23 protein-coding genes are annotated in these 22,732 nt (G+C 48.5%); 13 read left to right on the top strand and 10 right to left on the bottom strand.

The genetic code is table 11. The features are described from left to right. Positions 1 to 20: 20 nt before the first annotated feature. The 7 genes from cobW (at position 21) to F566_RS0106910 (ending at position 8,937) form a co-directional block, all read left to right on the top strand. The gene (cobW, locus tag F566_RS0106940; protein ID WP_020406265.1) at positions 21 to 1,139 is read left to right on the top strand and encodes a cobalamin biosynthesis protein CobW; all 1,119 of its coding nucleotides are present in this window, start codon (positions 21 to 23) and stop codon (positions 1,137 to 1,139) included. Continuing rightward, positions 1,139 to 5,062, top strand: a complete 3,924-nt coding sequence (gene cobN / locus F566_RS0106935; RefSeq protein ID WP_020406264.1) for a cobaltochelatase subunit CobN — start codon at positions 1,139 to 1,141, stop codon at positions 5,060 to 5,062. Before cobW ends, cobN begins: the two co-directional genes overlap by 1 nt. Then, complete coding sequence (gene cbiB / locus F566_RS0106930) at positions 5,059 to 5,997, top strand: adenosylcobinamide-phosphate synthase CbiB (protein ID WP_020406263.1); 939 nt, start codon at positions 5,059 to 5,061, stop codon at positions 5,995 to 5,997. Before cobN ends, cbiB begins: the two co-directional genes overlap by 4 nt. Then, positions 5,994 to 7,169 carry an aminotransferase class I/II-fold pyridoxal phosphate-dependent enzyme gene (locus F566_RS32175; RefSeq protein WP_020406262.1) on the top strand — a complete coding sequence of 392 codons (1,176 nt, stop codon included), beginning with the start codon at positions 5,994 to 5,996 and terminating at the stop codon, positions 7,167 to 7,169. The genes cbiB and F566_RS32175 overlap by 4 nt, the downstream gene beginning before the upstream one ends. 1 nt (position 7,170) lies before the next feature. Next, the gene (gene bluB / locus F566_RS0106920) at positions 7,171 to 7,929 is read left to right on the top strand and encodes a 5,6-dimethylbenzimidazole synthase (RefSeq protein WP_020406261.1); all 759 of its coding nucleotides are present in this window, start codon (positions 7,171 to 7,173) and stop codon (positions 7,927 to 7,929) included. Between the two features lie 264 nt (positions 7,930 to 8,193). Then, positions 8,194 to 8,517 (top strand): DUF5992 family protein, encoded by a 324-nt coding sequence (locus F566_RS0106915; RefSeq protein ID WP_020406260.1) that lies wholly within the window; start codon positions 8,194 to 8,196, stop codon positions 8,515 to 8,517. Positions 8,518 to 8,700: 183 nt separating this feature from the next. Next, positions 8,701 to 8,937 (top strand): hypothetical protein, encoded by a 237-nt coding sequence (locus F566_RS0106910; RefSeq protein ID WP_026179823.1) that lies wholly within the window; start codon positions 8,701 to 8,703, stop codon positions 8,935 to 8,937. Here F566_RS0106910 and F566_RS0106905 read toward each other — a convergent pair. After that, on the bottom strand, positions 8,927 to 9,379 hold the full coding sequence (locus tag F566_RS0106905; RefSeq protein WP_020406258.1) for a hypothetical protein: 453 nt from the start codon (positions 9,377 to 9,379) through the stop codon (positions 8,927 to 8,929). The two genes, F566_RS0106910 and F566_RS0106905, sit on opposite strands and share 11 nt — an antisense overlap. A gap of 211 nt (positions 9,380 to 9,590) precedes the next feature. Between F566_RS0106905 and F566_RS34795 the strand changes: the two genes are divergently transcribed. Beyond that, complete coding sequence (locus F566_RS34795) at positions 9,591 to 10,334, top strand: substrate-binding periplasmic protein (RefSeq protein ID WP_020406257.1); 744 nt, start codon at positions 9,591 to 9,593, stop codon at positions 10,332 to 10,334. A gap of 132 nt (positions 10,335 to 10,466) precedes the next feature. Here the strand turns inward: F566_RS34795 and F566_RS0106895 are convergent, their stop codons facing one another. The 3 genes from F566_RS0106895 to F566_RS0106885 form a co-directional block, all read right to left on the bottom strand. Next, entirely contained in the window at positions 10,467 to 11,282 is an 816-nt protein-coding gene (locus F566_RS0106895) for a substrate-binding periplasmic protein (protein ID WP_020406256.1), read from the bottom strand. A 253-nt stretch (positions 11,283 to 11,535) separates the two neighbouring features. Then, positions 11,536 to 12,333: a substrate-binding periplasmic protein gene (locus tag F566_RS0106890; RefSeq protein WP_245555173.1), complete on the bottom strand. Its 798-nt coding sequence runs from the start codon at positions 12,331 to 12,333 to the stop codon at positions 11,536 to 11,538. A 176-nt stretch (positions 12,334 to 12,509) separates the two neighbouring features. Next, positions 12,510 to 13,067: a response regulator gene (locus F566_RS0106885; RefSeq protein WP_020406254.1), complete on the bottom strand. Its 558-nt coding sequence runs from the start codon at positions 13,065 to 13,067 to the stop codon at positions 12,510 to 12,512. Positions 13,068 to 13,250: 183 nt separating this feature from the next. On the opposite strand from F566_RS0106885, the gene F566_RS0106880 reads away from it, so the two are divergent. After that, positions 13,251 to 14,024 (top strand): substrate-binding periplasmic protein, encoded by a 774-nt coding sequence (locus F566_RS0106880; protein WP_020406253.1) that lies wholly within the window; start codon positions 13,251 to 13,253, stop codon positions 14,022 to 14,024. 58 nt (positions 14,025 to 14,082) lie between these two features. Here F566_RS0106880 and F566_RS37635 read toward each other — a convergent pair whose 3' ends face one another. The 3 genes from F566_RS37635 to F566_RS0106870 form a co-directional block, all read right to left on the bottom strand. Next, positions 14,083 to 14,820 carry a PPC domain-containing protein gene (locus tag F566_RS37635; protein WP_245555171.1) on the bottom strand — a complete coding sequence of 246 codons (738 nt, stop codon included), beginning with the start codon at positions 14,818 to 14,820 and terminating at the stop codon, positions 14,083 to 14,085. Beyond that, positions 14,715 to 15,566, bottom strand: coding sequence for a serine protease (locus F566_RS37630; RefSeq protein ID WP_051085277.1), 852 nt, complete (start codon positions 15,564 to 15,566; stop codon positions 14,715 to 14,717). The genes F566_RS37635 and F566_RS37630 overlap by 106 nt, the downstream gene beginning before the upstream one ends. A 354-nt stretch (positions 15,567 to 15,920) precedes the next feature. Next, positions 15,921 to 16,685 carry an SDR family NAD(P)-dependent oxidoreductase gene (locus tag F566_RS0106870; RefSeq protein WP_020406251.1) on the bottom strand — a complete coding sequence of 255 codons (765 nt, stop codon included), beginning with the start codon at positions 16,683 to 16,685 and terminating at the stop codon, positions 15,921 to 15,923. Positions 16,686 to 16,872: 187 nt separating this feature from the next. Between F566_RS0106870 and F566_RS0106865 the strand changes: the two genes are divergently transcribed. Then, positions 16,873 to 17,214 carry a winged helix-turn-helix transcriptional regulator gene (locus tag F566_RS0106865; protein WP_020406250.1) on the top strand — a complete coding sequence of 114 codons (342 nt, stop codon included), beginning with the start codon at positions 16,873 to 16,875 and terminating at the stop codon, positions 17,212 to 17,214. Between the two features lies 1 nt (position 17,215). Here F566_RS0106865 and F566_RS0106860 read toward each other — a convergent pair whose 3' ends face one another. After that, a complete protein-coding gene (locus F566_RS0106860; RefSeq protein ID WP_020406249.1) occupies positions 17,216 to 18,073 on the bottom strand; it encodes a substrate-binding periplasmic protein in 858 nt (285 codons plus the stop codon). A 257-nt stretch (positions 18,074 to 18,330) separates the two neighbouring features. Here F566_RS0106860 and F566_RS0106855 point away from each other — a divergent pair, with 257 nt between their 5' ends. Continuing rightward, a complete protein-coding gene (locus F566_RS0106855) occupies positions 18,331 to 19,728 on the top strand; it encodes a hypothetical protein (protein ID WP_020406248.1) in 1,398 nt (465 codons plus the stop codon). 59 nt (positions 19,729 to 19,787) lie between these two features. Here F566_RS0106855 and F566_RS0106850 read toward each other — a convergent pair whose 3' ends face one another. Next, positions 19,788 to 20,534, bottom strand: a complete 747-nt coding sequence (locus tag F566_RS0106850) for a flavodoxin family protein (protein WP_020406247.1) — start codon at positions 20,532 to 20,534, stop codon at positions 19,788 to 19,790. Between the two features lie 469 nt (positions 20,535 to 21,003). Here F566_RS0106850 and F566_RS0106840 point away from each other — a divergent pair, with 469 nt between their 5' ends. After that, the gene (locus tag F566_RS0106840) at positions 21,004 to 21,534 is read left to right on the top strand and encodes a hypothetical protein (RefSeq protein ID WP_020406245.1); all 531 of its coding nucleotides are present in this window, start codon (positions 21,004 to 21,006) and stop codon (positions 21,532 to 21,534) included. Between the two features lie 382 nt (positions 21,535 to 21,916). Here the strand turns inward: F566_RS0106840 and F566_RS37620 are convergent, their stop codons facing one another. After that, the gene (locus F566_RS37620; RefSeq protein WP_051085276.1) at positions 21,917 to 22,132 is read right to left on the bottom strand and encodes a phage integrase N-terminal SAM-like domain-containing protein; all 216 of its coding nucleotides are present in this window, start codon (positions 22,130 to 22,132) and stop codon (positions 21,917 to 21,919) included. Positions 22,133 to 22,399: 267 nt separating this feature from the next. Here F566_RS37620 and F566_RS0106830 point away from each other — a divergent pair. Beyond that, on the top strand, positions 22,400 to 22,732 hold a 333-nt coding region (locus F566_RS0106830), incomplete at its 3' end, for an IS110 family transposase (RefSeq protein WP_020406243.1).

Here is a 22,732-nt window from a genome sequence, read left to right as displayed (position 1 = left end):
TCGATCGGACAGGAATGACTATGCAACTGAATAAAATCCCCGCGACCATTGTGACTGGATTTCTCGGCAGCGGAAAAACCACGCTGTTGTCCAATATCTTAAAGCAGGCGGCCGGTAAACGAATTGCCGTCATCGTCAATGAATTCGGAGAATTGGATATTGACGCGGATCTTCTGCGCAGCTGCCCGTTGGATTGTGAAGAAGAGGGAGCAGGCGCCACCGGACCAAATGAGTCAGGGGCTGGCAATGGGATATACGAACTGGCCAACGGCTGTATCTGTTGCACTGTGGAGGAAGAGTTTCTTCCCGTCATGCAGCAACTGGTCGCGCGTCGGGAGGATATCGACCACATCCTGATTGAAACCAGCGGACTGGCACTGCCCAAGCCTTTGGTACAAGCCTTCAACTGGCCTGACATTAAGCAGCATTGTACGGTCGATGCGGTCATTACCCTGATCGACGGTCCGGCCGTGGCCGCGGGTCGCTTCGCCAATGATGAGGAAAAAGTTCAGGCGCAAAGGCTGGCTGATGAAAACCTGGACCATGATCCCACCTTGCAGGAGCTGCTGGACGACCAGTTGAGTGCGGCTGATATGGTATTGGTGGGTAAAAACGATCTGCTCAGTGAAAATGAGCGCGAGTTGGTAAGAGGCATCGTGTCGAGAAAAGTGCCGGCGTCGGTGAAAACGGTATACATCAGTCACGGTGATTTCATCAACGATCAATTACCGCTGGAGATGCTGTTGGGCATCGAGGCGGAAAGCGAATCCCGGATCAATGATGTTCATAATCATCATGACCACCACCACGAACACGGCGAACACCATGAGCACGCTCACGATCACTTTGATTCCTGCGTGATCACTCTGGGGGAGGTCGATGCAGACAAACTGCGGAGTCAATTGCAGAATCTGTTGAAAGAGCATGCTATTTATCGGGCCAAGGGCTTTGCCGCGGTACCGGGCAAACCCATGCGGCAGGTGATGCAGGCCGTCGGCGAACGTCTCGACGTCCATTTTGACCGGTTGTGGCGTGAGGGAGAGCCCCGCCACACCCGTTTGGTCGTAATTGGCAAAGAGCTGGATACCGCGGGGCTGACCGATGCATTAAAGCGGGCAGAGCTGGAAACCGTCAGCTGATGCATCTATTTGCGGCCAGACCCGGCGGATTTGTCGATGACGAAGGTATCATCGATCTGAATCAGTCGCCGGCAGATATTGTGATTCTGTCGGCTGCTGACAGCAGCCTGTCGGCTCTGGCTCATGCGGCGGAAAATCTGCCAGACGATTATCCGACCATACGTCTGGCCAACTGGACCCATCTGATGAAGCCGGCAGCGTTCGACCTATATCAGGACAAGGTGCTGGACCGGGCGAGGGTCATTGTTCTTTCTCTTCTTGGCGGGCAGGGATACTGGGAATATGGCTTCGAAAGGCTCCGGGAGTGGTCCGGGAATGGGGAAACGTGTTGTCGCCGGTTGATTGTCGTCCCCGGCGACGATGCTCCTGACGAGGCGTTAACAGAGGCGTCAACAGTTGCTGCCAGCGAATCCTGCAGGGTTTGGCGTTATCTGCGTGAAAGCGGGGTTCATAACGCTCGTCAGTTATTTAATTTTATAGCCGCAACCTATTTCGATCTCCCGGTGTCCTGGCTTGAACCAAGGCCATTGCCCAATTGCTTGATCTACGTTCCTAAGAGTGGCCGACAGCCATCACGTTCTTTCTCACTGGCGGAAGGGCAACATTGGTGGGAGCAGAGATGGCAGGATCTACAGCGAGATCGTGGTAGGACAGTCGTCGGTGGCAGTTTTCTCAACAATAACGAGCCCCTGGGGACCATTGTTCTCCTTCTGTTCTACCGCAGCCACCTGCAAAGCGCTGACACTCAGATGTTCGATGAACTGATCGAGCAAACTGAAAATCAGGGATTGAATCCTTTGCCGGTATCAGTGGCGTCGTTAAAAGATGCGGATACCCTGAAGCAACTGAACGTACTGATCGCTGAAACCCAGGCCAAATTGGTCCTGAACACCACCGGGTTTGCCATCAACCGGGTTGCCAGTTCGGATCTTTCCTCGCAACCGACAGAATTTGATTCGCCCTTTGACGAGTCTCTGCCGGTGATGCAATTGATCCTGTCGAGCACAGCAGAAGAAGATTGGGAGCAATATACCCAAGGGCTGCGTAGCCGGGACATAGCCATGCATGTGGTACTGCCGGAAATGGACGGTAGAATCATCACGCGGGCCGTCAGCTTTAAAGCAGAGAACTATTATAGCGATCGTTGTCAGGCGTCCGTTGTCCGTTACGCACTGCATCAGGAACGGGCGGCATTCGTCAGTGAGTTGGCCAGACGCTATTGTCAGTTGGCGTCTAAATCCAATGAGGAAAAACGCATCGCCCTGATACTGGCTAACTATCCCACTAAAGACGGTCGTATTGGCAATGGAGTCGGCCTGGATACTCCGGCATCGGTGGTCAATATTCTGCGGGCATTTAAGGATGCGGGTTATCCAGTAGGTTCTGCCGGAGAGATTCCCGCAACGGGCACAGAACTGATTCAAGCCTTGCTCACATCCGTGACCAATAATCCCAACACGCTGCATTTTCTACCTTGCTGGCAAAGCCTGGCGCTGGAGGATTACCAAAAATACTTTTCCCAGTTGCCCGCATCCTGCCAGCAGGCAGTCATCGACCAATGGGGTGGCCCGGAACAGGATCCAAAATACCGGCAGGGCAGGTTGATGCTGTCGGGTATCCGGTTAGGGGAGACCTTTATCGGAATTCAACCGGCGCGAGGTTTCGATCGGGATCTGGCGGCCAATTACCATGACCCTGATCTGATTCCTCCTCACAGCTATCTGGCGTTCTATTTCTGGCTGCGTTTTTGCTATCAGGTGGATGCGATTGTGCATGTAGGCAAGCACGGGAATCTGGAGTGGCTGCCCGGAAAGGGAACCGCGCTATCCTCCTGTTGCTGGCCGGATATTGCTCTGGGGCCAATGCCGCATTTCTATCCGTTTATCGTCAATGATCCCGGCGAAGGCGCTCAAGCCAAGCGCCGTGCCCAGGCAGTGATTATCGATCATCTGATGCCACCGATGACGCGCGCGGAAACCTATGGTGAGCTAGCGGAGCTTGAAGGACTGGTCGATGAATTCTATCAGGCCAGCGGTCTGGATAAACGCCGGGAAAACTGGCTGCGTGAAACCATTCTGGAACTGGTCCGATCAACAGGCGTGATTCATGAGTTGGGAATGACGGAAGAAATGGTCGCTTCCGATGATGAAACGCTTCTGAATGAGCTCGATACTTACTTGTGTGACATCAAGGAAGCCCAGATCCGACATGGACTTCACATTCTTGGGGAGTTGCCTGACGACGAAAAGCTTTGTGATACGCTCGTAGCCTTATTGCGACTTCCTCGCGGAGACACGCCAGAAAGCCGGGGGATATTGCACAATATTGCCATTGACCTGGAACTTTATCAGAACGAAGACATTTTTGATCCTCTCGCGGCCGGTAGCACAATCTGGACCGGTCCCAAGCCCTCGATATTAGATCAATTATCAGACCAACCATGGCGTACCGAGTCTGATACCCGTGAGCGCCTGGAGCTGCTTGCGAGTCAGTGGATGCGGAAACATGTACTTGATTCCGAGGATACAAGCCAGATCAGGCACGAGTTCCCTGCCACCTTCGCATTGCTGGAATACACCAGAGAACGAATTGTATTTGCCTTGCACCAGAGCGCTTCGCTGGAAATTGACTCTTTAATGAACGGGTTGAGCGGCCGATTTGTCCCGCCTGGTCCCAGTGGAGCTCCCACTCGCGGGCGACTGGATACACTACCGACCGGTCGAAATTTCTATTCGGTCGATTCCCGCGCCATACCTTCGCCGACTGCCTGGGCGATTGGCGAACGTTCTGCTCAAGCCTTGATTGAACGCCATTTGCAGGAACACGGCGATTACCCAAAAGAACTGGGTCTGTCAGTCTGGGGAACGGCGACAATGAGGACCGGTGGTGACGATATTGCTCAGGCATTCGCCTTGATGGGGCTAAAGCCTATCTGGGCGCAAGGATCTCATCGGGTGGTTGACTTTGAAATCGTGCCTACCATGTTGCTTAAGCGGCCAAGAGTCGATGTGACTTTGCGCGTTTCCGGCTTCTTCAGAGATGCTTTTCCCAATGTGATTCGCTTATACGACGCAGCGGTTCAGGCCATTGCCAAGTTGGAAGAGCCGGGCGATGAAAATTTTATACTGCAACATATCCAAGAACGCCAACAGGTGCTCATAGAGCAGGGAATGAGTGCCGAAGATGCGCACCGGCAAGCCAGTTTTCGTGTTTTCGGCAGTAAACCCGGTGCCTATGGGGCAGGACTGCAGGGGCTGATCGATGAGCGATGCTGGGAGAATAAAGGCGATCTCGCTGAAGCCTACGTGAATTGGGGTGGCTATGCCTATGGCCAGATCCATGGGGATGGTATCCAGGTCAGAGAAGAATTTCAGCATCGGTTATCCCAACTCGAAGTGGTGGTCCAAAACCAGGACAACCGTGAACACGATGTGCTGGACTCGGACGATTACTATCAGTTCCAGGGGGGCATGTCCAACGCGGTGAACGTTTTTCGGGGCACAATGCCAGCGATATACCACGGAGATCACTCCAACCCGGCGGCGCCCAAAATCCGCACCCTGAAAGAAGAGCTCAACCGAGTGATTCGTAGCCGGGTGTTAAACCCCAAATGGTTGTCTGCCATGCGGGAGCACGGCTACAAGGGGGCGTTTGAAATGTCGGCGACCATCGACTATCTCTTCGCCTACGACGCTACAACGGATCTGATTGACGACTACCAGTACGCCCAGGTTGCCGATACTCTGGTGCTGGATCAGGACAATCGTGAATTTCTGCAGGCGCACAGTCCATCAGCACTGGAAGAGATGGCTGAACGACTACTGGAAGCTACGCAGCGGGGGATGTGGCGAGACGCGGAAGATCACGCGAAAGCACTACAGAATCTCCTGTTGGACATTGATGAGGGACGGGAAACTCCATGACCTTGTTCCTGTCGGTGATGGTGGCACTTATTCTGGATCGCGTATTTGCCGAACCCAGGCGGTGGCACCCGTTAGTCGGTTTCGGCAAGTTGGCGGATTGGCTTGAGAAGATATTGAAGCCTCGTTGTGAAGGCTACATCGCCGGAGTGATCGCACTGGCATTGGCGATAGCCCCATTCACTTTTCTGGCCTGGTGGTTTGAGTCACAGTGGTCTCTCGATAGCGAACCATCTTCAGTTAACTACCCTTATGCACTGTCAGCCGGTGTCGTACTTTATCTGGCCATTGGATGGCAGAGCCTGCTGAGTCATGCCCGTGCTGTGTCAGAACCGCTGAAGATTGGCGATATGGATCAGGCTCGTTACGCTGTATCAATGATTGTCAGTCGTGATACAGACGGACTGAATGAGCAGGGCATCGCCGTGGCTGCGACCGAATCGGTACTTGAAAATGGCGCAGACGCTATTTTTTCTGCCTTGTTCTGGTTTATTGTCGGCGGGATTCCCGGGGTGGTGATGTATCGTTTAAGCAATACATTGGACGCCATGTGGGGGTATAGAAATACCCGGTTTATCAAGTTTGGCTGGGCCGCCGCACGATTTGATGATCTGCTCAACCTGATCCCGGCACGGCTGACAGCTTTCACTTACGCTGTAAGCGGCAAAACACTCTGCGCCTTTCATTGCTGGCGACTGCAGGCCAATACCTGGAAAAGTCCTAACGCAGGTCCTGTGATGGCTTCCGGTGCCGGAGCGCTCAATGTCAGCCTGGGAGGCGGGGCAATATACCATGGCCAGTGGCAGGATCGCCCCTCGTTAGGGCCAGAGTTCGGCAGTCCGGCGAATGCAGACACCATCAAACAAGCCTGCGGGCTGGTCAACCGCTCCCTGTTGCTCTGGGGAGGATTATTATTCTGTTATGGGCTTTGGATATGAATCAGGACATCCATCTCTATCCCTCAATGACTTATGCCGGTTCCGATATAGGCGAAAGCTCTTTTAACTCTGGCGAGAGTGCCGTTGCTCGTGATGAAACATCTAAGCTTTGTGATGAGAGTTCCGTCATCCACGGCGGTGACCTCTATTCTGCCAGTCGCCATTACGGTATTCCGTTGGATTACTGGATCGATCTTTCAACCGGTATCAATCCCGATCCTTATCCGGTCGCAGATCCAGACCCTATTGCATTCCAGCGCTTGCCTTATCTGTCGCCTCTGTTACTGGAAAGGGCGTCCGGCTATTACGGAAACGCTCAGTTGCTGCCGATCTCCGGTACTCAGACCGCAATTCAGTCATTGCCTGGCTGTCTGACATCCTTTCCCCTGCTGGTACCCAGAATTGGCTACCAGGAACATGCATTGCAATGGTCAAAGTCAGGGGCTGAAATCATCAGTTATCCATCCTTCGACCAAGAAGAAGCCTCCGATTTTATCGACCGGTATCTGCAAAAAAACAGGTGCTGCCACCTGCTGGTCATCAATCCGAATAATCCGACAGGTATGAGATTTCCGCCGGAAAAACTCCGGGAGTGGGCGGATCGTTTGGATGAAGGTTGCTATTTGATCGTTGACGAAGCCTTTATGGATCTGACCCCAGACGAAAGTGTCCTCACGCATCACTTTACGGGCAATATGGTGGTCCTCAGATCATTCGGTAAGTTTTTTGGGCTTGCCGGCATCAGGCTGGGGTTTATGTTCGGTAACCCGACCATTCGCAACCGGGTACAGCAAGTTGCCGGTGTCTGGAATGTAAATGGCCCGGCACAATCCATCGCCATCGATGCTTTCGCCAATCATCTCTGGCATCGTAAGGCTCGCTATCGTATACAGACTTCTGCGACCTACACCGAAACGCTTTTCCGGGGCATGATGGAGGTTCTGAACCCTCTGCAGAGCACTCATCAGGGATTGTTCTCCAGCTATCTGATCAAGACAGATCTTGCCCGAGAAGCGCAGTCGTTCCTGGCGGAGCGAGGCATTCTGGTGCGGGTGATCAATGTCAACGGCAAATACAGCCTCCTTAGAACCGGATTGGTCAATCCGGCAGATACCGCCTCCTGCAAACGTATTGAACAGGCCGTAACCTCCTATTTCTTGAAGAGGAAATAACGTGAAACCCCATTCCAGGACCTCGATAAAGGACGTTGAATTCACAGACAGGGACCGGGAAAGTTTATACAAGACTATTTTCAACCGACGGGATGTTCGCGGCCAGTTCCTACCAAACGACATTCCTGACGACAAAGTAGCCCGAATTTTACAAGCTGCTCATCATGCGCCCTCCGTCGGCTTCATGCAGCCGTGGAATTTTATCGTTATCCGGTCAAACACCATCAGAGAGCGTATCTTTCAATCCTTTCTCGAAGCCAATGAGGAAGCGGCGAAGATGTTCGCCAAAGAAAAACAGGAAAACTACCGGTCATTAAAGCTCGAAGGTATTCTGGATGCCCCCCTGAACATCTGCGTCACCTGTGACCGTTCCAGATCCGGCCCCGTCGTCTTGGGTCGCACCCATATCAAAACCGTGGATCTCTACAGCACCGTCTGCGCCGTGCAGAATCTCTGGCTCGCCGCAAGAGCAGAAGGCTTGGGAGTGGGGTGGGTCAGCATCATCAAAGAACAGGCTTTGCACGAGATTCTGAATATTCCTGAGGACATTGTTCCTATTGCTTATCTCTGCGTTGGCAAAGTCTCCCACTTTAATGCCACCCCCGACCTTGAGAAAGCGGGATGGCGCAAGCGTTTGCCCTTGGAAGATTTGGTGTTTTTTGATCAATGGAAGGAGCAGAGGGCTGATGGAAGCGATAGTCTGATTGACGAAATACGGAATGCAGGTAACGACATAGGAAAATATAAATTCACTTCCTGAAAAGAGGGAAGTTGGGCGGGATAGAAATATGTTACGACAGCCGTTGCATCTGAGCTACCGTTAGCCGGATTCTAAGACCCATACATTGGCCAGCCCATAACGTAGGCGTTTAGGCCAGTAGATTAGTAGATAATGATTAAATCAAAGTAGATTTTTGTTTGTGTTTCTCTATTGCTCTTTTTGGTGTTTGATAGTTAAAACCGGTACCTCCAAAACTGCAACATACAACGGCATTAGCATAATGAATAATTTGAGGAGTTTTTTATGAAGAAAATAATTCTGAGTTTGTTATTTGTATCAGTTTCTGCTCAGGCTGATTGGTTAGTTAAAGACGCAGATATTATTGAAATATCGAATACTGCTGGTAATGCTGAACTTTTCTATATCCATGTGTCTGGTGGGGAAGGGCTATGTGCAAATAAGCAAATTAGATTTCCTCTAAGTGCTGCTGGTTCTGAAAAAGTATACGACCGAGCATTTTCAATAGCTCTTGCAGCCTATTTAGCAAACCAAAAAGTTAAGGTTTATGACTATGACGAGGGAAATGAAGATTGTAAGGGGGCGGAATCAATTAGGTTGAGCCGGTAACTATAGGTGTAAGCTAACAAGGTAGTTATGTGTGACCTCCGTTTTGTTGGCGTCATACAAGGGAACGGAGATCCCGGACACCCAGGAAATGGTTGTGATCGAGGCATGGATATAGGCTTCTCTGAGACAATCGAGTGTTTAATGCTTTGCCCAAAGTTCTTAATTCGCGTGGATAGTAATTTAATGGAAGCTCTGGTCAGAAAGAGCGGTGCAAAAATTTATTTGACGCCAGATATTACTGTTAATAGCGAAGGTATCGTGACTGATGTTGGTGGTGCCCAGCCTGAGGGTAGGACCGGAGGTATCACCTATACACCGTTTTCCAATCCTTTAGGCTCAGAGAGGCAGAAACAGCTGGCTGTAAAGGTTTTGGGGCAGGTTATTCATGAGCTTGATATGACCGTGCCTTTTAGACTCTGAATTTCCCGACAGAATATAGATATTCAGCTCGATATCTGTTGAATAGAGGCAGTGCGTGTTTTTTGGCTTCGCTCTCTGCATCATCATGCCATTCGAAGAGGTCTTCGGCTATGTATAACGGTTGAAGCTCCTCCCTCGCTAAAGCCAGATCAAAAAGTAGGCGGCTAATGGCCTTATACAAAGCTAGATTGCCGTCAAAGTAGTCATTAGCAGCTTCGCCTGCCAGAAACTTTTGATCGGGTTCCCCGTAGACATGAAATGCGTCGCTGATGAGTCCCAATATTTCTGCGACATCGGATGCTAACGATAGTTTCTCAATGAAAGGATCTATGCCTTCATCCGAATACTGTGAACAGGCCCACTGGATAGCTTGCTCGTGAGACATCTTATTTGTCTTCAAGAGATAGCTTAAAATATTGTAGTCGGCTGCAGTTAACTTCATTCCGGCTTCTGAGTGTGTCGAGATAAGGAAATCCCCATTAATCTTTAAGAGCCACCAAATTGAAATCCATACCAATCATTTTCCCGTAAGTGAATAGGCATCACCAGCCAGACATTCGGTAGAGGTTGTCTTGTGAGTTCACGCTCTGTGGGAGTTTGTCCTTGCATGATGCTGGAGATCGAAATCTCAGATGAATCTTCAGGGGATCCATATGAAAATCTTTATCTTCGTTGCAGTTCTGCTAGCCGGGTTGTCAGGAGTTGCCAATGCTCAGTCAGTGACGCTTTTGATGGAGGAAGCCTATCCTCCTTATAGCTATGCAGAAAATGGCAAGCCCAAGGGTATTTATGTCGATATTATCATGGAAGCGGCGAAGTTAACTCCGTCCTACCAGATCACCTTAAAGCCTTTACCCTGGAAACGTGGTTTGGCGCTGATGGAGAGCGCCGAGGCGTTTGCTCTTTTTCCGCCTTATTACAGGCCTGAAGACCGACCGTGGATGGATTATTCAATACCGCTGCTAACGGAAACGGTGACCATGTTCGTCACTAAAGCCACGGCTGACAAAAAGCCGCTGGGCAAATGGCCTGATGATTTCAAAGGAATGCGGGTGGGGTTACAAAGCGGGTATGCAACTTTGTCAGAAGAGCAGCAGTCTTTATTCTCTATGAGTCAGGCTCCTGATATCGTATCAAACCTGAAAAAAATGGCGGCAGGCCGTATAGATGGACACCCAAACGATAAGGTATCAGTACTCTGGACCCTGGAAAATAACCGATCTGATAACGCATTGAAGGATCTTTCAATCGTCCCTGCCGCAACCATCAACGAAGAAGTTGCTTACTTGGCTTTCTCGAATGGGAATAACGCGAAATATCCCTACCGAGAAGACTTTATAGCCAAAATGAAAAGCGCTATTGAAAACTGCAAAGTAATGGAAAAGTTCAGGAGATAGTGGATAAGTGGACTAAATAGCTTAGAAGGCCAATGTGAGTTCTTCGTTTGTCCATGGAGTGCGTGGGAGTGTCATCAAGCGTGTGAGCGATAAAAGACCTCGTACTCCGTTTTTGTAACAGAAAATACAATACTACCTGTAACGATCAAAAATCTTTTGATTAATCTTCCTCAACTCGCCACTTGTTGCCAAAGTACCCAGAAGGTCGTTCAGCATTGGCAGTATGATTGTGTAAGGGGATTTTTTACTGATACACAGATGCCATTTGGTGGTATCCAATTGGGCTGGCATTTCCAGAATTTCGTCTTTGTAGCCTAAGATTTTCATCTGGTAATGCATAAGCGGTCGTTGCTCAATGTAGACGTCAGCCCTGTTAAATTCGAGCAGCTTGAGAATCTTTTTAGAGTCCTGTTCAATCCATTTGTTTTCCACATCTCCCAAGTTTTCGCCATGCCATCCTCCACCCAGGATATAAGAGTGAGTCAGGTATGAGTGTGTTTTGAGCTCCGCCAATGTTGTGATTTCTTTCAGAACCGGAATGTTGGGGTTATTTTTCCCTGTATACATATAATAATCAGAGGCAAATAATGGCCAAAGGCTGACCTCTGTATAGGTGAGTCTATCGCTGTTTGGAATAGTAAAAAAAGCATCAACCAGACCTTCTCTGACCAGCTGCTGCCCTCTGGCCCAGGGGTAAGTGTCATAACTCACGGATAGCCCCAAACGGTCCTCAAGCACTTCATGAAGAATGTCTTTCAATATGCCTTTGACCTCATGTTTGCCTTCAGACCAGCTAAAAGGTGGGTAATTCTCAGCAAAGGCAATGGTCATATGCCTGGATGGGAGATCCGGTAGATCCCGCGAATCAAAGGTAGGATCGTGCTCTTCCCCGTATGCGGGGAAGACAATCAGGCAAGAAAAAAAGACAATTAGGAACTGTAACTTCATACCCATGGCTCCGGAAAGTCTTTCATCAAATACTGATCTCAAGACTTCATAGGGTCAAAATCCCGATGGATTATTCCATCATTGAATACCTTCATCACTCCTGGAACAGGAGCCCATCTCCAGAGCCCCCAGGAAGGCGGTGCAGATCGTATCTTTTGATCGAACCTTCTTTTCACACCGTCTTTACACACAAATGTTACTTACTAAGCCTAGACAAGATTCAAGCTTCGACAAAGTTTACACGCCTACAATGTTAATGCAGGTAGACTTGTTGAATATCTTCAACTGCACCGGTCCTCAATAAACTTTCCAGGGCCCGTGTAAAATCCTCCCGTTTCTCGCGAAACTTTGATTTCTTTGAAATGGCGAAGTACAGATTGACGCTATTGCCAGGCCGGTATTCTGCTTTCTCGAAGAAACCTTTGAAAGGCGATTGGGCAATCTCATAATCAGCCTGGCAGTCTGTGCCGATAATAGCGGGTATCCTTTCTTTGCCGAGCATTTGAATGAGTTGCTTCTCAGTACTGACGCTGACCTTTGAAATGTTAGGGTCTTTGTCGAATGGCTGGAAATAGGCAGAGCCTGCGACAATTCCGACGTTAAGCTGATAGAGATCACGGTAGCGGTGAATGCGATGGCCTTGTCCCTTTTTTACATAGAACACGGTGGAACACTGGTAATACGCCGGTGGTAGATACTCCATATAGACGGCCCGGTCTTCTCGTAAAGCCAACCCGCTCATGGCATCAACGTCGCCGTTCTCCATCATTTTTAGGCAGCGCACCCAGGGACAACGGACAAACTCCAGGGTAAGCCCAAGTTCATCGGCCAGACGTGTCCAGAGTTCGAAGTCAATTCCCCGGTATTCATCTTCTTCGAGAATACGGAATGGTGGCCAGGCATCAATGGCCACCAGAAGCTTGTTGTTAGTACTATTGCGTAGAGTCAGATCAATAGATTCAGCAGCGGCGGTGGCGATGAAAATAACGCTCCAGACACTGAAAGCGCACAGCAGGAATATCTTTGCTCGTATCATCGAAGGGCGTTTCATTGATAAACAACCTCAAAGCGCCTGAGACTGACTACCGGCCTCCTTTCAATGAAATCAATCCTTTGATCTCAGGTAGATATATTCAGTATAGACCAGCATATGCTGGCCCATGGGTGGCATTTTAGTTTGCGAATACAACAGAAGGCATAAAACCCAGTGTCCAGAAGTCGATGGAGTTATCCGAGTAACCGTTTAACTTCAGACAAAAGCTTCTCATTACTGAAAGGCTTTGCCAGGGCGCCATGCGCTCCAAGCGCCAGAGCTTCCTGGAGACGGTCATCCGTTTCTCCTGAAACCACCAGTATTTTGGTGGAGAACGGGAATGTTTGATTTTGCAGGAACCGGAGTACGCCCAGCCCGTCAATCCCCGGCATCCGGATATCCAGCGTTAATAGCCCGGGTTTGAAAGTATGAAGCAGCGATCCGGCCAGAAAGCCGTCGTTTGCTACAACTGTTTCGTAGTCGGATTTACGAAGAACCCGTTCAATGGCTCTGGCCATATTTGGCTCATCTTCGGCGATAAGAATTCGTCGGGGCAGGGCCTGCCAGTCGTCAGGAAAGGGGATTTGGTGCTGATCCATGAATTTTGCCAGATCGGCCCGTGGTATTCGGTGGTCACCACGACCAGGCAGTTTATAGGCGCCTAATTCGCCTCGCTCAATCCAGCGTATAACTGTCCGAAAGCTCACTCCGCAGAGGTTGGCGACTTCCGTTGTAGTGAAAACTTCTTTCATGATTGCATTGCTTAATGCCTATCCTGAATAAAAAATAGTTCCGTTTGTTAGGTTAGTCAATATGAGGTATGTCTCTCTATAGATTGTTTTTGCATATAGGCGATATTTTCTCATTTATGATCCACTATTAATGGTATTCAACGTATAAAGCCGAACGCCTTTTTAATTTTGTAGTAGGTCGATATGCGAAGATTGATTGCTCTGGCACTTTTTCTTTTGGTTGTATCCCTGTCAGGTCAGGCTGATACAGTTCGTATTACAAACGGGGAGTGGCCACCCTATTTGTCGCAACATTACAATCATTTCGGCGTCGCCTCTCACATCGTGCCCGAAGCGTTGAAACTGGAAAATTTCCAGGTTGAATACGGATTCTTTCCATGGGTGCGATCGTTGGAATTTGCCGAAGACGGTATTTGGGACGCCAGCATTGTCTGGACTTTCAGCAGAGAGAGGGAAACCCGGTTTCTATATAGTGAGCCTGTCATCAAGTTGAGGTCGGTATTTTTTCATCGGAGAGATAAGGTTTTTGAGTGGGAAGCGCTTGAGGACCTGAAGGGATACAGAATCGGTGGCACGATTGGGTATTATTACGGTCCCGAGCTATCAAAACTGGAAAAAAGCGGCAAACTGAATATCTCACGTGTACGTTCAGATGCGCAGAATCTGAAGTTGATTCTGGCAGACCGTCTTGATCTTTTTCCAATTGAGCTTGAGGTGGGTTACGAAGTACTCCATAGAAACTTTCCGTCGCAGCAAATCAATCTCATTACCACTACAAGACCTTTTCGGGAAACCTCTTACTATATGATCGTGTCTCGAAAGTCGCCGAAGGCGAATAGTATCTTGAAAGCCTTCAACCAAGGTCTGGTGAAGCTGAAAGAGTCTGGTCGATTCGACGAGATGATAGATTCTGCTGCCGTCGGTGGATATCACCCCGTATCAGAGCTTCCAAAATAATAACGGGCAGCAGGAAACCCATGGCCCTGCTGCCCGCTGATTGTAAACGCTGGGATAATTATTCTGAAATCCACTCCAGGGTAACATCTCTGAAGTCACTGTAGCCTTTCAGGCTCATGAACCATTCGCCGGCTGTTGGACTTTCAATAGTGCAGGACTCGTTGCTGCCGTTTTGATAGGGACGGCATTCGAATTCGCTCTCAGTAGGCTGGCTGCCCTGACGGACATACAAGTCTGCATCACCACGGCTTTCGCTGGATATAGTGATTGTCAGCGTCTTGACACCTTCCGGGATACGGTCACTGAAGTGGAGCCACTCTCCCATAGAGGCAGAAAGATCCGTTTCCGTACCATTGCCGTTTTTGCCGTCATCACCATCATCACCGTCTCCTCCAGTGTAAGATCCGGTGAGAGATACGTCACTGTAGCTGCGGTATCCGTGCAACATGACGTAATACTTTCCTGGAACAATTTCCATATCGGCACAGCTTTCATTGTTTCCGTTCTTATAGGGTCGACAATCAAAATCCGACTCAGTGGGTTCGCCGCCGGCTTTTACATACATGTCGGCATCACCTGTACCACCGGAAATCTCGAAAGACAGCCCTGAGGCTCCGGCAGGTACATCCAGCACAAAGTAATTCATGCTGCCAGACTCACCACTTAAACCGGTTGCCGGGCTACCGTTGGTCAGGGGAGTGGCTTTGCCATTATCATCACCGCCGTCATCACCTCCATCGGCTCCCCCGTCATCATTACCGGTATAAGATGTAATCCAGTCGATAAAGCCCGGCACAGAGGTATACACCCCGTACTTACCGGGTCTGGCACAACCTCCCCCCAACTGACAACACCTAACTGTCTGAACTCACCGGCCTGGTTAAAGAACAATGGTCCGCCAGAATCGCCCTGACAGGAGTCTTTACCACCTTCCTGTAAACCGGCGCAGATATTGTTCTCATGAACTGAATTGCCATACGCAGAACGGCATTCTTCAAGTGACACCACCGGGACGTCAACTTTCTGCAGGGTGTCGGATCCGCTTCCGCCTTCTTGCAGATTTCCCCAGCCAATTACGGTAGTGGACATGCCGTCATAGACATCATTTTCGTTACCGAGAGAAATTCGGGTGTATTGATCATCAGCTTTATCCGCCAACTTCAGCAGGGCAATGTCATAACTGGGATGATTGATGATTTCAGCAACCTGGATTGACTGGGTGCTGCTGGTATCGTTTTGGTTATGCATACCGATAATGACTTCCAGCTGCTGCGCAGATTCGCCTTCAGTACAGTGCGACGCTGTCAGTGCGTAGTAATCATCAATCAGAGATGCGCCACAGAAGTGTCCAAACCCCTTATATTGCAGGGAGACCATAAATGGGAATTCGCCAGGGGCGGCTTCTTCTCCACCCACAATTTTGTGGAGTACACTTCTTGAGCTGCTGATAGCTTCCGGATCATTTGAGTCAGCATGAACTGCGCCGGCAGAGAGAACTCCCGCCAAAGCGCCAAGCATTATATTTCTTGTATACAGTTTCATTCTAAATCCCCTTTCCATGAGATTGTATTTGGGAGGTGAGGGGGCTCTACTATTGAGAAATCACCCCATGAAGAATGAACACCAACGAGGGAGAAACTGCTTACCCGGCGGTGAAAAAGTATTGGTGTTCAATCACATAACATTGTTCAGCAATATTCCTTGACTGAAAATCACCCGTACTCACTATGAAGTTGGGTTTAGATACTATGACCTTGGGTCTATGTAGAATTTAGACTGCTATAACGTGAATTATTAGTGGCCTTGGGAGGGGGCTTTACACATTTCCTTGGTTCGAAGTAATGGGAGCATACGTCTAGGCACTTCCTTGTGCCACTGTATTAACCTACCAAAATACTAATTTCTACCGGCCATAACACCGCCATCCACATCCCATACCGCACCAGTTACCCAGGAAGATTCATCGCTGAGGAGAAACATAATCGTATTCGCTACATCCAGGGGTGTTCCAATACGCCCTGCAGGATGAAATCCATCAAATGTCGTCAGCGTCTCGTCCAGATCTGCCGGATCAATGAAGGCTTCATAGATCGGTGTTTTGACCACAGCAGGAGAAACAGCATTGACCCGGATGTTGTGATCAGCCAGTTCCATAGCCATATGTTGAGTCAGGGAATGCAAGCCAGCCTTGGCCATTGAGTAGGCTGAAGACGGAGTGGCTTTAATGGCCTGTTTAGCCCACATGGAACCAATGTGCACGATTGACCCGCCGCCATTGGCGGCCATGTTTTTGGCAACAGCTTGTGAGATAAAAAAAGTGGCTCGATTGAGGTTTAGATAAGTGTCATAGTCCTGCGCTGAGTGGTCAAGAAAACTGGTCGGCTTGAATTTCCCGGCAGCATTGACCAGGTATTTTATCCATCCCTGGTTTTCAATAGAATCCACCAGGCGCTGAACGTCTTCTGCCTCATAGAGATTGGCCTGGAGCACACTGACACTGCCTTCAGAGGCTAAGGCTTTTTTGGCTGAATCGAGTTTTTCGGCGGAACTTCCAACGATGGTCGTCTCTATGCCTCGCGCCAAAAGCTGCCGGGCGGACTCCAGCCCCATGCCGCTGGAACCGCCCACGATGAGTGCTTTAGGTTGTGTAGAATTTGTCATGTGATTACCTTCTTGGATTATCAATTGGTTCAATGATTGACAGGTTTGGTTATTAGCTGGACCGGCTATCGAAATATTTGGCTGGTTACTGGATTGCTTGTCAGCTATGGACGAAGCATAAATAACCCTGTAGCTTATTGAAAAGTAAGCACAAAATGGTTATGTAGGTACTTTTTGGTATACATTGATGAAAACACAGGAAAAAAAATATTCTCGCAAGTCTCCGCCTGAACGAAGCGCTCGTATGGTCGAGACGATCTATGGCTGCAAATGGTCACTGACAGTGTTTCAGTTGCTTTCGAATGGTATTAATCGTCCGGGGGAAATGGTTCGTAATGTTGAGGGGTTGACGACGAAAGTGCTCAATGAGTGTCTTCGCAAGAACACTCAGTTTGGCATTCTTGAGCGGGTCAGTTACAACGAGGTGCCACCTCGGGTGGAATACCGCGTGACTCCTTTTGGAACGAAATTTATTCGTATTCTTGATGAGCTCGAGAAGCTACAGGAAGACATTGAAGCATCAGGCTGATCTATAGCTGAGAGTCCTTCATGAACTCACGAATAATCTGATTGACTCTGTCCTGTTGCTTCAACTTGGCAAGCCCCCGATTAAATCGTTTCAATACCTCCAGGTTTTCCGTATTTGCTTTGGTAAGCAAGAGGTGCAAGGAGCGTTCATTTTCAGGTGTAAGGCTTTTGGGGTGATGAGTTATTAATTGCCGTTCGGCACTGCTAAAGTGTTTTTTCAGGATGAAATAACCCACTTCAGTCGTGATGGGGAACACATCGATGTAGCCAGCCAGCAACATTTTAAAATTCACTTCGTCAGAGTTGGATCGACTGATGTGATATTGCTGAGACTTTTCGGCTTTGGTGTAGTCATCGTTGTATCCATAGCCGATGGTGCCGCCGATATTCAATGATTTCAGTTCTGTAAATCTATCCCAATCAAAATCAAAAGACTTGAGATGAAAAAATACAGCCTGACTTTTAATGATGGTATCACTGAAGAAGAAGTTCTTTTCAAAGTCTCTTTTGTGTCGCCACACAGCTGTGCCATCGAGTTTGCCGTCTTTGGCCATCACCATCCCCCGTTTCCATGGAAGAAAATGGTATTTAACCTGAATTCCTTCAAGGAGAAAGGCCTCTGTAATGATCTGGGAAGCAATGCCAAAATGCTCAAGGCTCTGGGAATGATAGGGGGGCCATTCACCGTTCGCGAGGTTTACTATCTTCTCTAGACCTATTCTTGCGCGCACATTTGGATGATTACCTGTATCGGCTTCCGCACGCACTGTTTGGGCAATGCTCAGGCATAAGATGATCCGCAAAAGTAAAGCGAGCTTTTTGTGATAAAACTTGTCTTTGGAAAGTGATATCAAAAGCATTAATACATCACCTGCATTTTTCATGACTCCCGAAAATAGAAATCAGTCATGATTACAGTGTAGCAGCGCTCTGTAATATCGAGAGGAATGGGGTTGTCGCCTGTCTTTGTTTCCTACCGTGTTTCCTTTCGTGCGGTTTTTCTGATTGGTTTAGGAAACACTTCTAGTTAAAACCCTGTCGGCTTGGATTGTTGGCGACCGATGAGATCTTGTTAAATGAAAAACTAATAACATTAAATATTACTGGCCTATTCCATATGGCTGTACTGATTCATAAAGGTGTTTGCTATGATTTTTTGATAACAACTCAACAAGGAAAGCAAAATCATGCTCAAGGAAATAGTCTATACGGCAGGGCTCAGCTTGCTGGCAATTCACTCACTAACTCACGCCGATCGTTTGAATTCTCAGATTCCACCAGGTCAGACACTTTTGCCGCGGGAAAGCTCTCGGAGGATGGAAACTATGCAGTTGCCTGGCATAGTTGGCGGGGGGCTGAGGGCTGGATTGTCGATGATCTCGGTAAACAATATAGAAGTATCCAAACCAATCAGCAGAGCGAGGATTTACGACCAAGCCAGATCTTTTCGCTGGAAGATGATCAGTTTGTCATTATATATAACAAAATAGGCAGGGGGAGTACCGGAGGCTTTGGCCAAGTATATGACAGTAACGGTGTGATGCTTGGGGAAACAGTCAAACTAACGGACAATATTGGAGAATATGTTTACTCGCATTCTGATGTGTGGGCAGCCAAGTTGGCAAACGGCAATATCGTGGTAGCCTGGACAGAAGTATTAATGGATATGATTGACGACGACTTGCCCGACAGCTCCCCTGGGGAGTCCAATATTTACGCCAGAATCTTTAGTCCGAGCCTGCAGCAAATCGGGGAAACGATTAGGGTAGACACTGAATACTCCTATGGATATACCAATCGATTTAAAGACGACGTGCGGATTACAGCTTTCGATAATGGAGAGTTTGTGGTCATGTTTGAGCGAAGCGAGCGAAAAGCTGAGAGGGTATTTGGTCGACGCTTTGATGAATATGGTCAGCCAAAGAGAGATAGAGAGTTCAATATTGGCTTCAAAGCCGAGACAGACCACGAACCCAAGATTTTAACGCTTTCCAACCATCGATATATTGTCGCCTGGACGATATGGGATGGTGATGATCCCTATGCAGATAAGAAAACTTTTATTCAGGTAATGAGCGGGACAGATAAAAGATTGGGGGAGCCTTATGTGTTAAGTCACGAGGGGGATACGAATCTAGAGATCGAAGGGCTAACCAAGCGTTCGGCTCTCAATTTCTGGGTGTCTTACGGGTATGAAGATGGCTTGGATTACAACCTGGCCACTCAGGCATTCACTCTAGGGCCAGACAATACGCTCACATCTTTGATGGAAGGCAACGGCCTGACGTTAGCCACGGATGTTACCACTCATGATGACGAAGAATATAACTCTGTGCCGGAACGCGCCGGAATTCTGCTTAACTTCCGTGCTAACCGATACGTCAGCATCAGCAGCATTGCTTGGGGCGGGTTGTATGGAAGTCAGTTCAGAGCAGGGGATTGCAATGGATCTCCTGGTGATTGGACGCAGCTGTGCTCATTGCCCGCCCCTGAAAGTGAAGATGAACTGAGATAGGATCGTCAAGACTTTAAAGCCGACACTGTATGTGTCGGCTTTATTGGCCAGTCTGCTATTTAGCGGTAATCTGGATTGGGGTAATCAAAACGGCAACCCGCATCCCATTGGGAGCGTTGGTTGCCATGAGCTGGGATTCCTCCGGCATCCTTTATCATTCTCGCCAAATGCAGGAGATTCCAGGTCATAAATGTGGTATTGCGATTAGTGAAGTCGTTCTCAGGGCCACCAGAACCTTCATCCAGATAGGAAGGGCCAGGACCAGCCTCTCCAAGCCAGGCAGCGTCTGCCTGCGGAGGTATGGCATATCCAAGATGCTGCAATGAATAAAGGATATTCATGGAGCAGTGCTTGGCGCCGTCCTCATTGCCGGTGATCAAGCAGCCACCGACACCCCCATAGTACGCATATTGACCGTTATCATTCAGCTCACCGGAATTTGAATACAAACGCTCAATGGTCAGTGTGCACACCGAGGATTTTTCTCCCAGCCAGATTGGAGAGCCTATGACCAATATATTGGCTGCTTTGACTTTCTGGTAAAGCTCCGGCCACTGATCCTGTGTCCAACCGTATTTGGTCATGTCGGGGTAGACACCATAGGCCAACCGATAATCTACTGGCCTGACCACCTCGACCTTTACACCGTTTTTCTCCATGATGGCTTTCGAAATGTCGATCAGGCCTTGAGTGTGGGATCTTTCCGGACTCCTTTTCAGGGTGCAGTTAAGAAACAGCGCCGAAAGGTCAGAAAAGTCCCAGCGACTTTGTTCGCACATTGCCTCTTGTTTGTCATTAAGCGTCATTAGAGTTCTCTCCATGCAGTGATTCTGGCTGTCTTTCAGAAGCATATACGACCGAAGCTTATATCAGCCGACTGCGGCAGGCTCATTCGTTGGCCTGACTGGAAGCGACGCTATGTTCTGTTCATTGTCATCCTGTTAATGCTCATTATAGCTTTCTCGTTGTTCTGTACGTTTGGTATGGGGATTTTATTTGCTGTATAGGGACTTTATTTGTTTAAAAACCATCAGGGGTATCAGGCATCAAGCAAATGAAGATCGCGCCAATTCCGAAGTGGCCAAAGCCGGTCGTCTTCAGGTCCTGTGGGATGAACTCTATTTTGCCATTTATGGTTTTGAATCCAGGCGGGAAATTCCTGAAAAAGGGGTGGTCACGGCTATCTGTTTCTATTCGAGCAAGCCGGTCCGGCCGCTGAGCCTTTGTTCAGCCTGCATTAATTTGAGTGCCGTATGATTCTTCATATGGAGGACGATGAAGATGAAATATTGCGCCGTTGTATGCCTTGTGCTGTTTCTTGCCGGTTGCAAGGTAACAGTGAAAGATACTGATGATCGAATCAGCATTAAGAGCTTCAGTATGGAGGATAGTTATGGTCATTGGTACGACCTGTATGATCAGGATGTGGTGAAGGATATCTCTCCGGCGATTCACGGTGGTCGGTTCGATGTGGAATGGCATACCCATTCAAGAGATCGAGAGCATTATGCAACACTGAGACTCAGCCATGATCGATACGGCCATGATTCTATAAGGATCTGGGACGATATCTGCGGTGTGGATGGTAGTGAGTGCAGTAGAAATACAGAAGATCTTTCTTGTCACTTTACCATGGATCTCTATATGTCGTGTGGAATCATCGGAGATCCGTTTCCGAATCATCCGGAAGTATATGTCGGGAACATGCTGCCTTACCTGCCGAAGCAGCTCTATCTGGTGCTAGAAACCTGTGATAAGAGTGCGAAGCACTGTGATTCGGAGTATCATGCGATAGAACTGCTGTGATCAGTTTACAGAACGCAGCCAACTGACGACCACTACAGGTGGTCGTTATTCTGAAATGCCCGTTCCACGCCATGAAATAACCCTTCAACTCTTGCCTTCGGTCGCTGAGTATTAATGTGTCTTTCTGTTATTTAAATGCTACATTTAATTGCGGTCTTTGCCAAAACAATAACACGCAATCTAAGGCATTCCGTTACGCGCAACCCACTACCGTAAAGGATCTCAATAATCAGCCTATTTCGCCCTTCAAGCTGACTGATAATACTAGCGACTTCCTTCGGTGTTAGTACAGTTGGTAGAGAGCGCTGTTTTCTTGCCAACGAAAAACCAAGCTCTCCCAAAGGTTGCGTCAACACCTTGTTATATAGAAATATCAGTGCATTCAAAGCGACTTTCTGAGTGTTGACGGCGGCCTGCTGGCAACAGCCAACATGGATAAGAATGCTTTGACTTCAGCAGCCCCAACGTCTTTCGGATGGCGTTTCTCAATAAAATAGATATAGCGCCGAATCCAGAAAAAATTGCTCTTCTCGGTCCGGATACTGTATTCCCTAAGACGGATTTCTCTGCGAATAGATTCTAAAAAAGGGCTGGCCATATACTCACACTCCTTGTGATATTTTTCTGTATAAAAAAAGTATGTCGCTAAGGAGTCAAGATACTCGCACGCTTTGTCGTATCGAATGGCTCGGTTTTCCGATGATGGTGTTCTGAAAAGTGCTTCGATTCAATAACTTGGGGTCTGGCTTTTTGTGATAACGAGAACCCCAAGAAAGTGTATATGCGCACGCACGGTTTCTCTAAAATGAGATAGATTTACTCTTCGGTTTTTTACACTGGAATCAGTGAGCTGGAGGGAGATATTATGAAAAGTATATCCGTTATTGGTATTGATTTGGCCAAGAATATTTTTCAGATCCATGCCTCTGATCGAGATGGTAATTGCCTTCTGAATAAGGCTATTCGTCGCCATAATCTTAAATCATTCTTTCGCAATCTAGAGCCTTGTTTGATTGGCATGGAAGCCTGCGGAAGTGCTCATTATTGGGCGAGAGAATTACGTTCCTTAGGTCATGATGTTCGTCTGATGCCTCCCCAATATGTCAAACCCTATGTGAAGACTAATAAGAGCGATGTTGCCGATGCAGAAGCCATTTGTGAGGCTGTCGTTCGTCCTAACATGCGCTTCGTCGACATT

The organism is Hahella ganghwensis DSM 17046, assembly GCF_000376785.1.
GTDB lineage: Bacteria > Pseudomonadota > Gammaproteobacteria > Pseudomonadales > Oleiphilaceae > Hahella > Hahella ganghwensis.
This window is presented reverse-complemented; position numbering and strand designations above follow the sequence as displayed.

Coding starts and splice junctions, on each gene's coding strand:
- cobW (WP_020406265.1), top strand. CDS start 21: ATGCAACTGAATAAAATCCCCGCGACCATTGTGACTGGATTTCTCGGC.
- cobN (WP_020406264.1), top strand. CDS start 1,139: ATGCATCTATTTGCGGCCAGACCCGGCGGATTTGTCGATGACGAAGGT.
- cbiB (WP_020406263.1), top strand. CDS start 5,059: ATGACCTTGTTCCTGTCGGTGATGGTGGCACTTATTCTGGATCGCGTA.
- F566_RS32175 (WP_020406262.1), top strand. CDS start 5,994: ATGAATCAGGACATCCATCTCTATCCCTCAATGACTTATGCCGGTTCC.
- F566_RS0106915 (WP_020406260.1), top strand. CDS start 8,194: ATGAAGAAAATAATTCTGAGTTTGTTATTTGTATCAGTTTCTGCTCAG.
- F566_RS0106910 (WP_026179823.1), top strand. CDS start 8,701: ATGGAAGCTCTGGTCAGAAAGAGCGGTGCAAAAATTTATTTGACGCCA.
- F566_RS0106905 (WP_020406258.1), bottom strand. CDS start 9,379: ATGAAGTTAACTGCAGCCGACTACAATATTTTAAGCTATCTCTTGAAG.
- F566_RS34795 (WP_020406257.1), top strand. CDS start 9,591: ATGAAAATCTTTATCTTCGTTGCAGTTCTGCTAGCCGGGTTGTCAGGA.
- F566_RS0106895 (WP_020406256.1), bottom strand. CDS start 11,282: ATGAAGTTACAGTTCCTAATTGTCTTTTTTTCTTGCCTGATTGTCTTC.
- F566_RS0106890 (WP_245555173.1), bottom strand. CDS start 12,333: ATGAAACGCCCTTCGATGATACGAGCAAAGATATTCCTGCTGTGCGCT.
- F566_RS0106885 (WP_020406254.1), bottom strand. CDS start 13,067: ATGAAAGAAGTTTTCACTACAACGGAAGTCGCCAACCTCTGCGGAGTG.
- F566_RS0106880 (WP_020406253.1), top strand. CDS start 13,251: ATGCGAAGATTGATTGCTCTGGCACTTTTTCTTTTGGTTGTATCCCTG.
- F566_RS37630 (WP_051085277.1), bottom strand. CDS start 15,566: ATGAAACTGTATACAAGAAATATAATGCTTGGCGCTTTGGCGGGAGTT.
- F566_RS0106870 (WP_020406251.1), bottom strand. CDS start 16,685: ATGACAAATTCTACACAACCTAAAGCACTCATCGTGGGCGGTTCCAGC.
- F566_RS0106865 (WP_020406250.1), top strand. CDS start 16,873: ATGAAAACACAGGAAAAAAAATATTCTCGCAAGTCTCCGCCTGAACGA.
- F566_RS0106860 (WP_020406249.1), bottom strand. CDS start 18,073: ATGCTTTTGATATCACTTTCCAAAGACAAGTTTTATCACAAAAAGCTC.
- F566_RS0106855 (WP_020406248.1), top strand. CDS start 18,331: ATGGCTGTACTGATTCATAAAGGTGTTTGCTATGATTTTTTGATAACA.
- F566_RS0106850 (WP_020406247.1), bottom strand. CDS start 20,534: ATGACGCTTAATGACAAACAAGAGGCAATGTGCGAACAAAGTCGCTGG.
- F566_RS0106840 (WP_020406245.1), top strand. CDS start 21,004: ATGAAGATGAAATATTGCGCCGTTGTATGCCTTGTGCTGTTTCTTGCC.
- F566_RS37620 (WP_051085276.1), bottom strand. CDS start 22,132: ATGGCCAGCCCTTTTTTAGAATCTATTCGCAGAGAAATCCGTCTTAGG.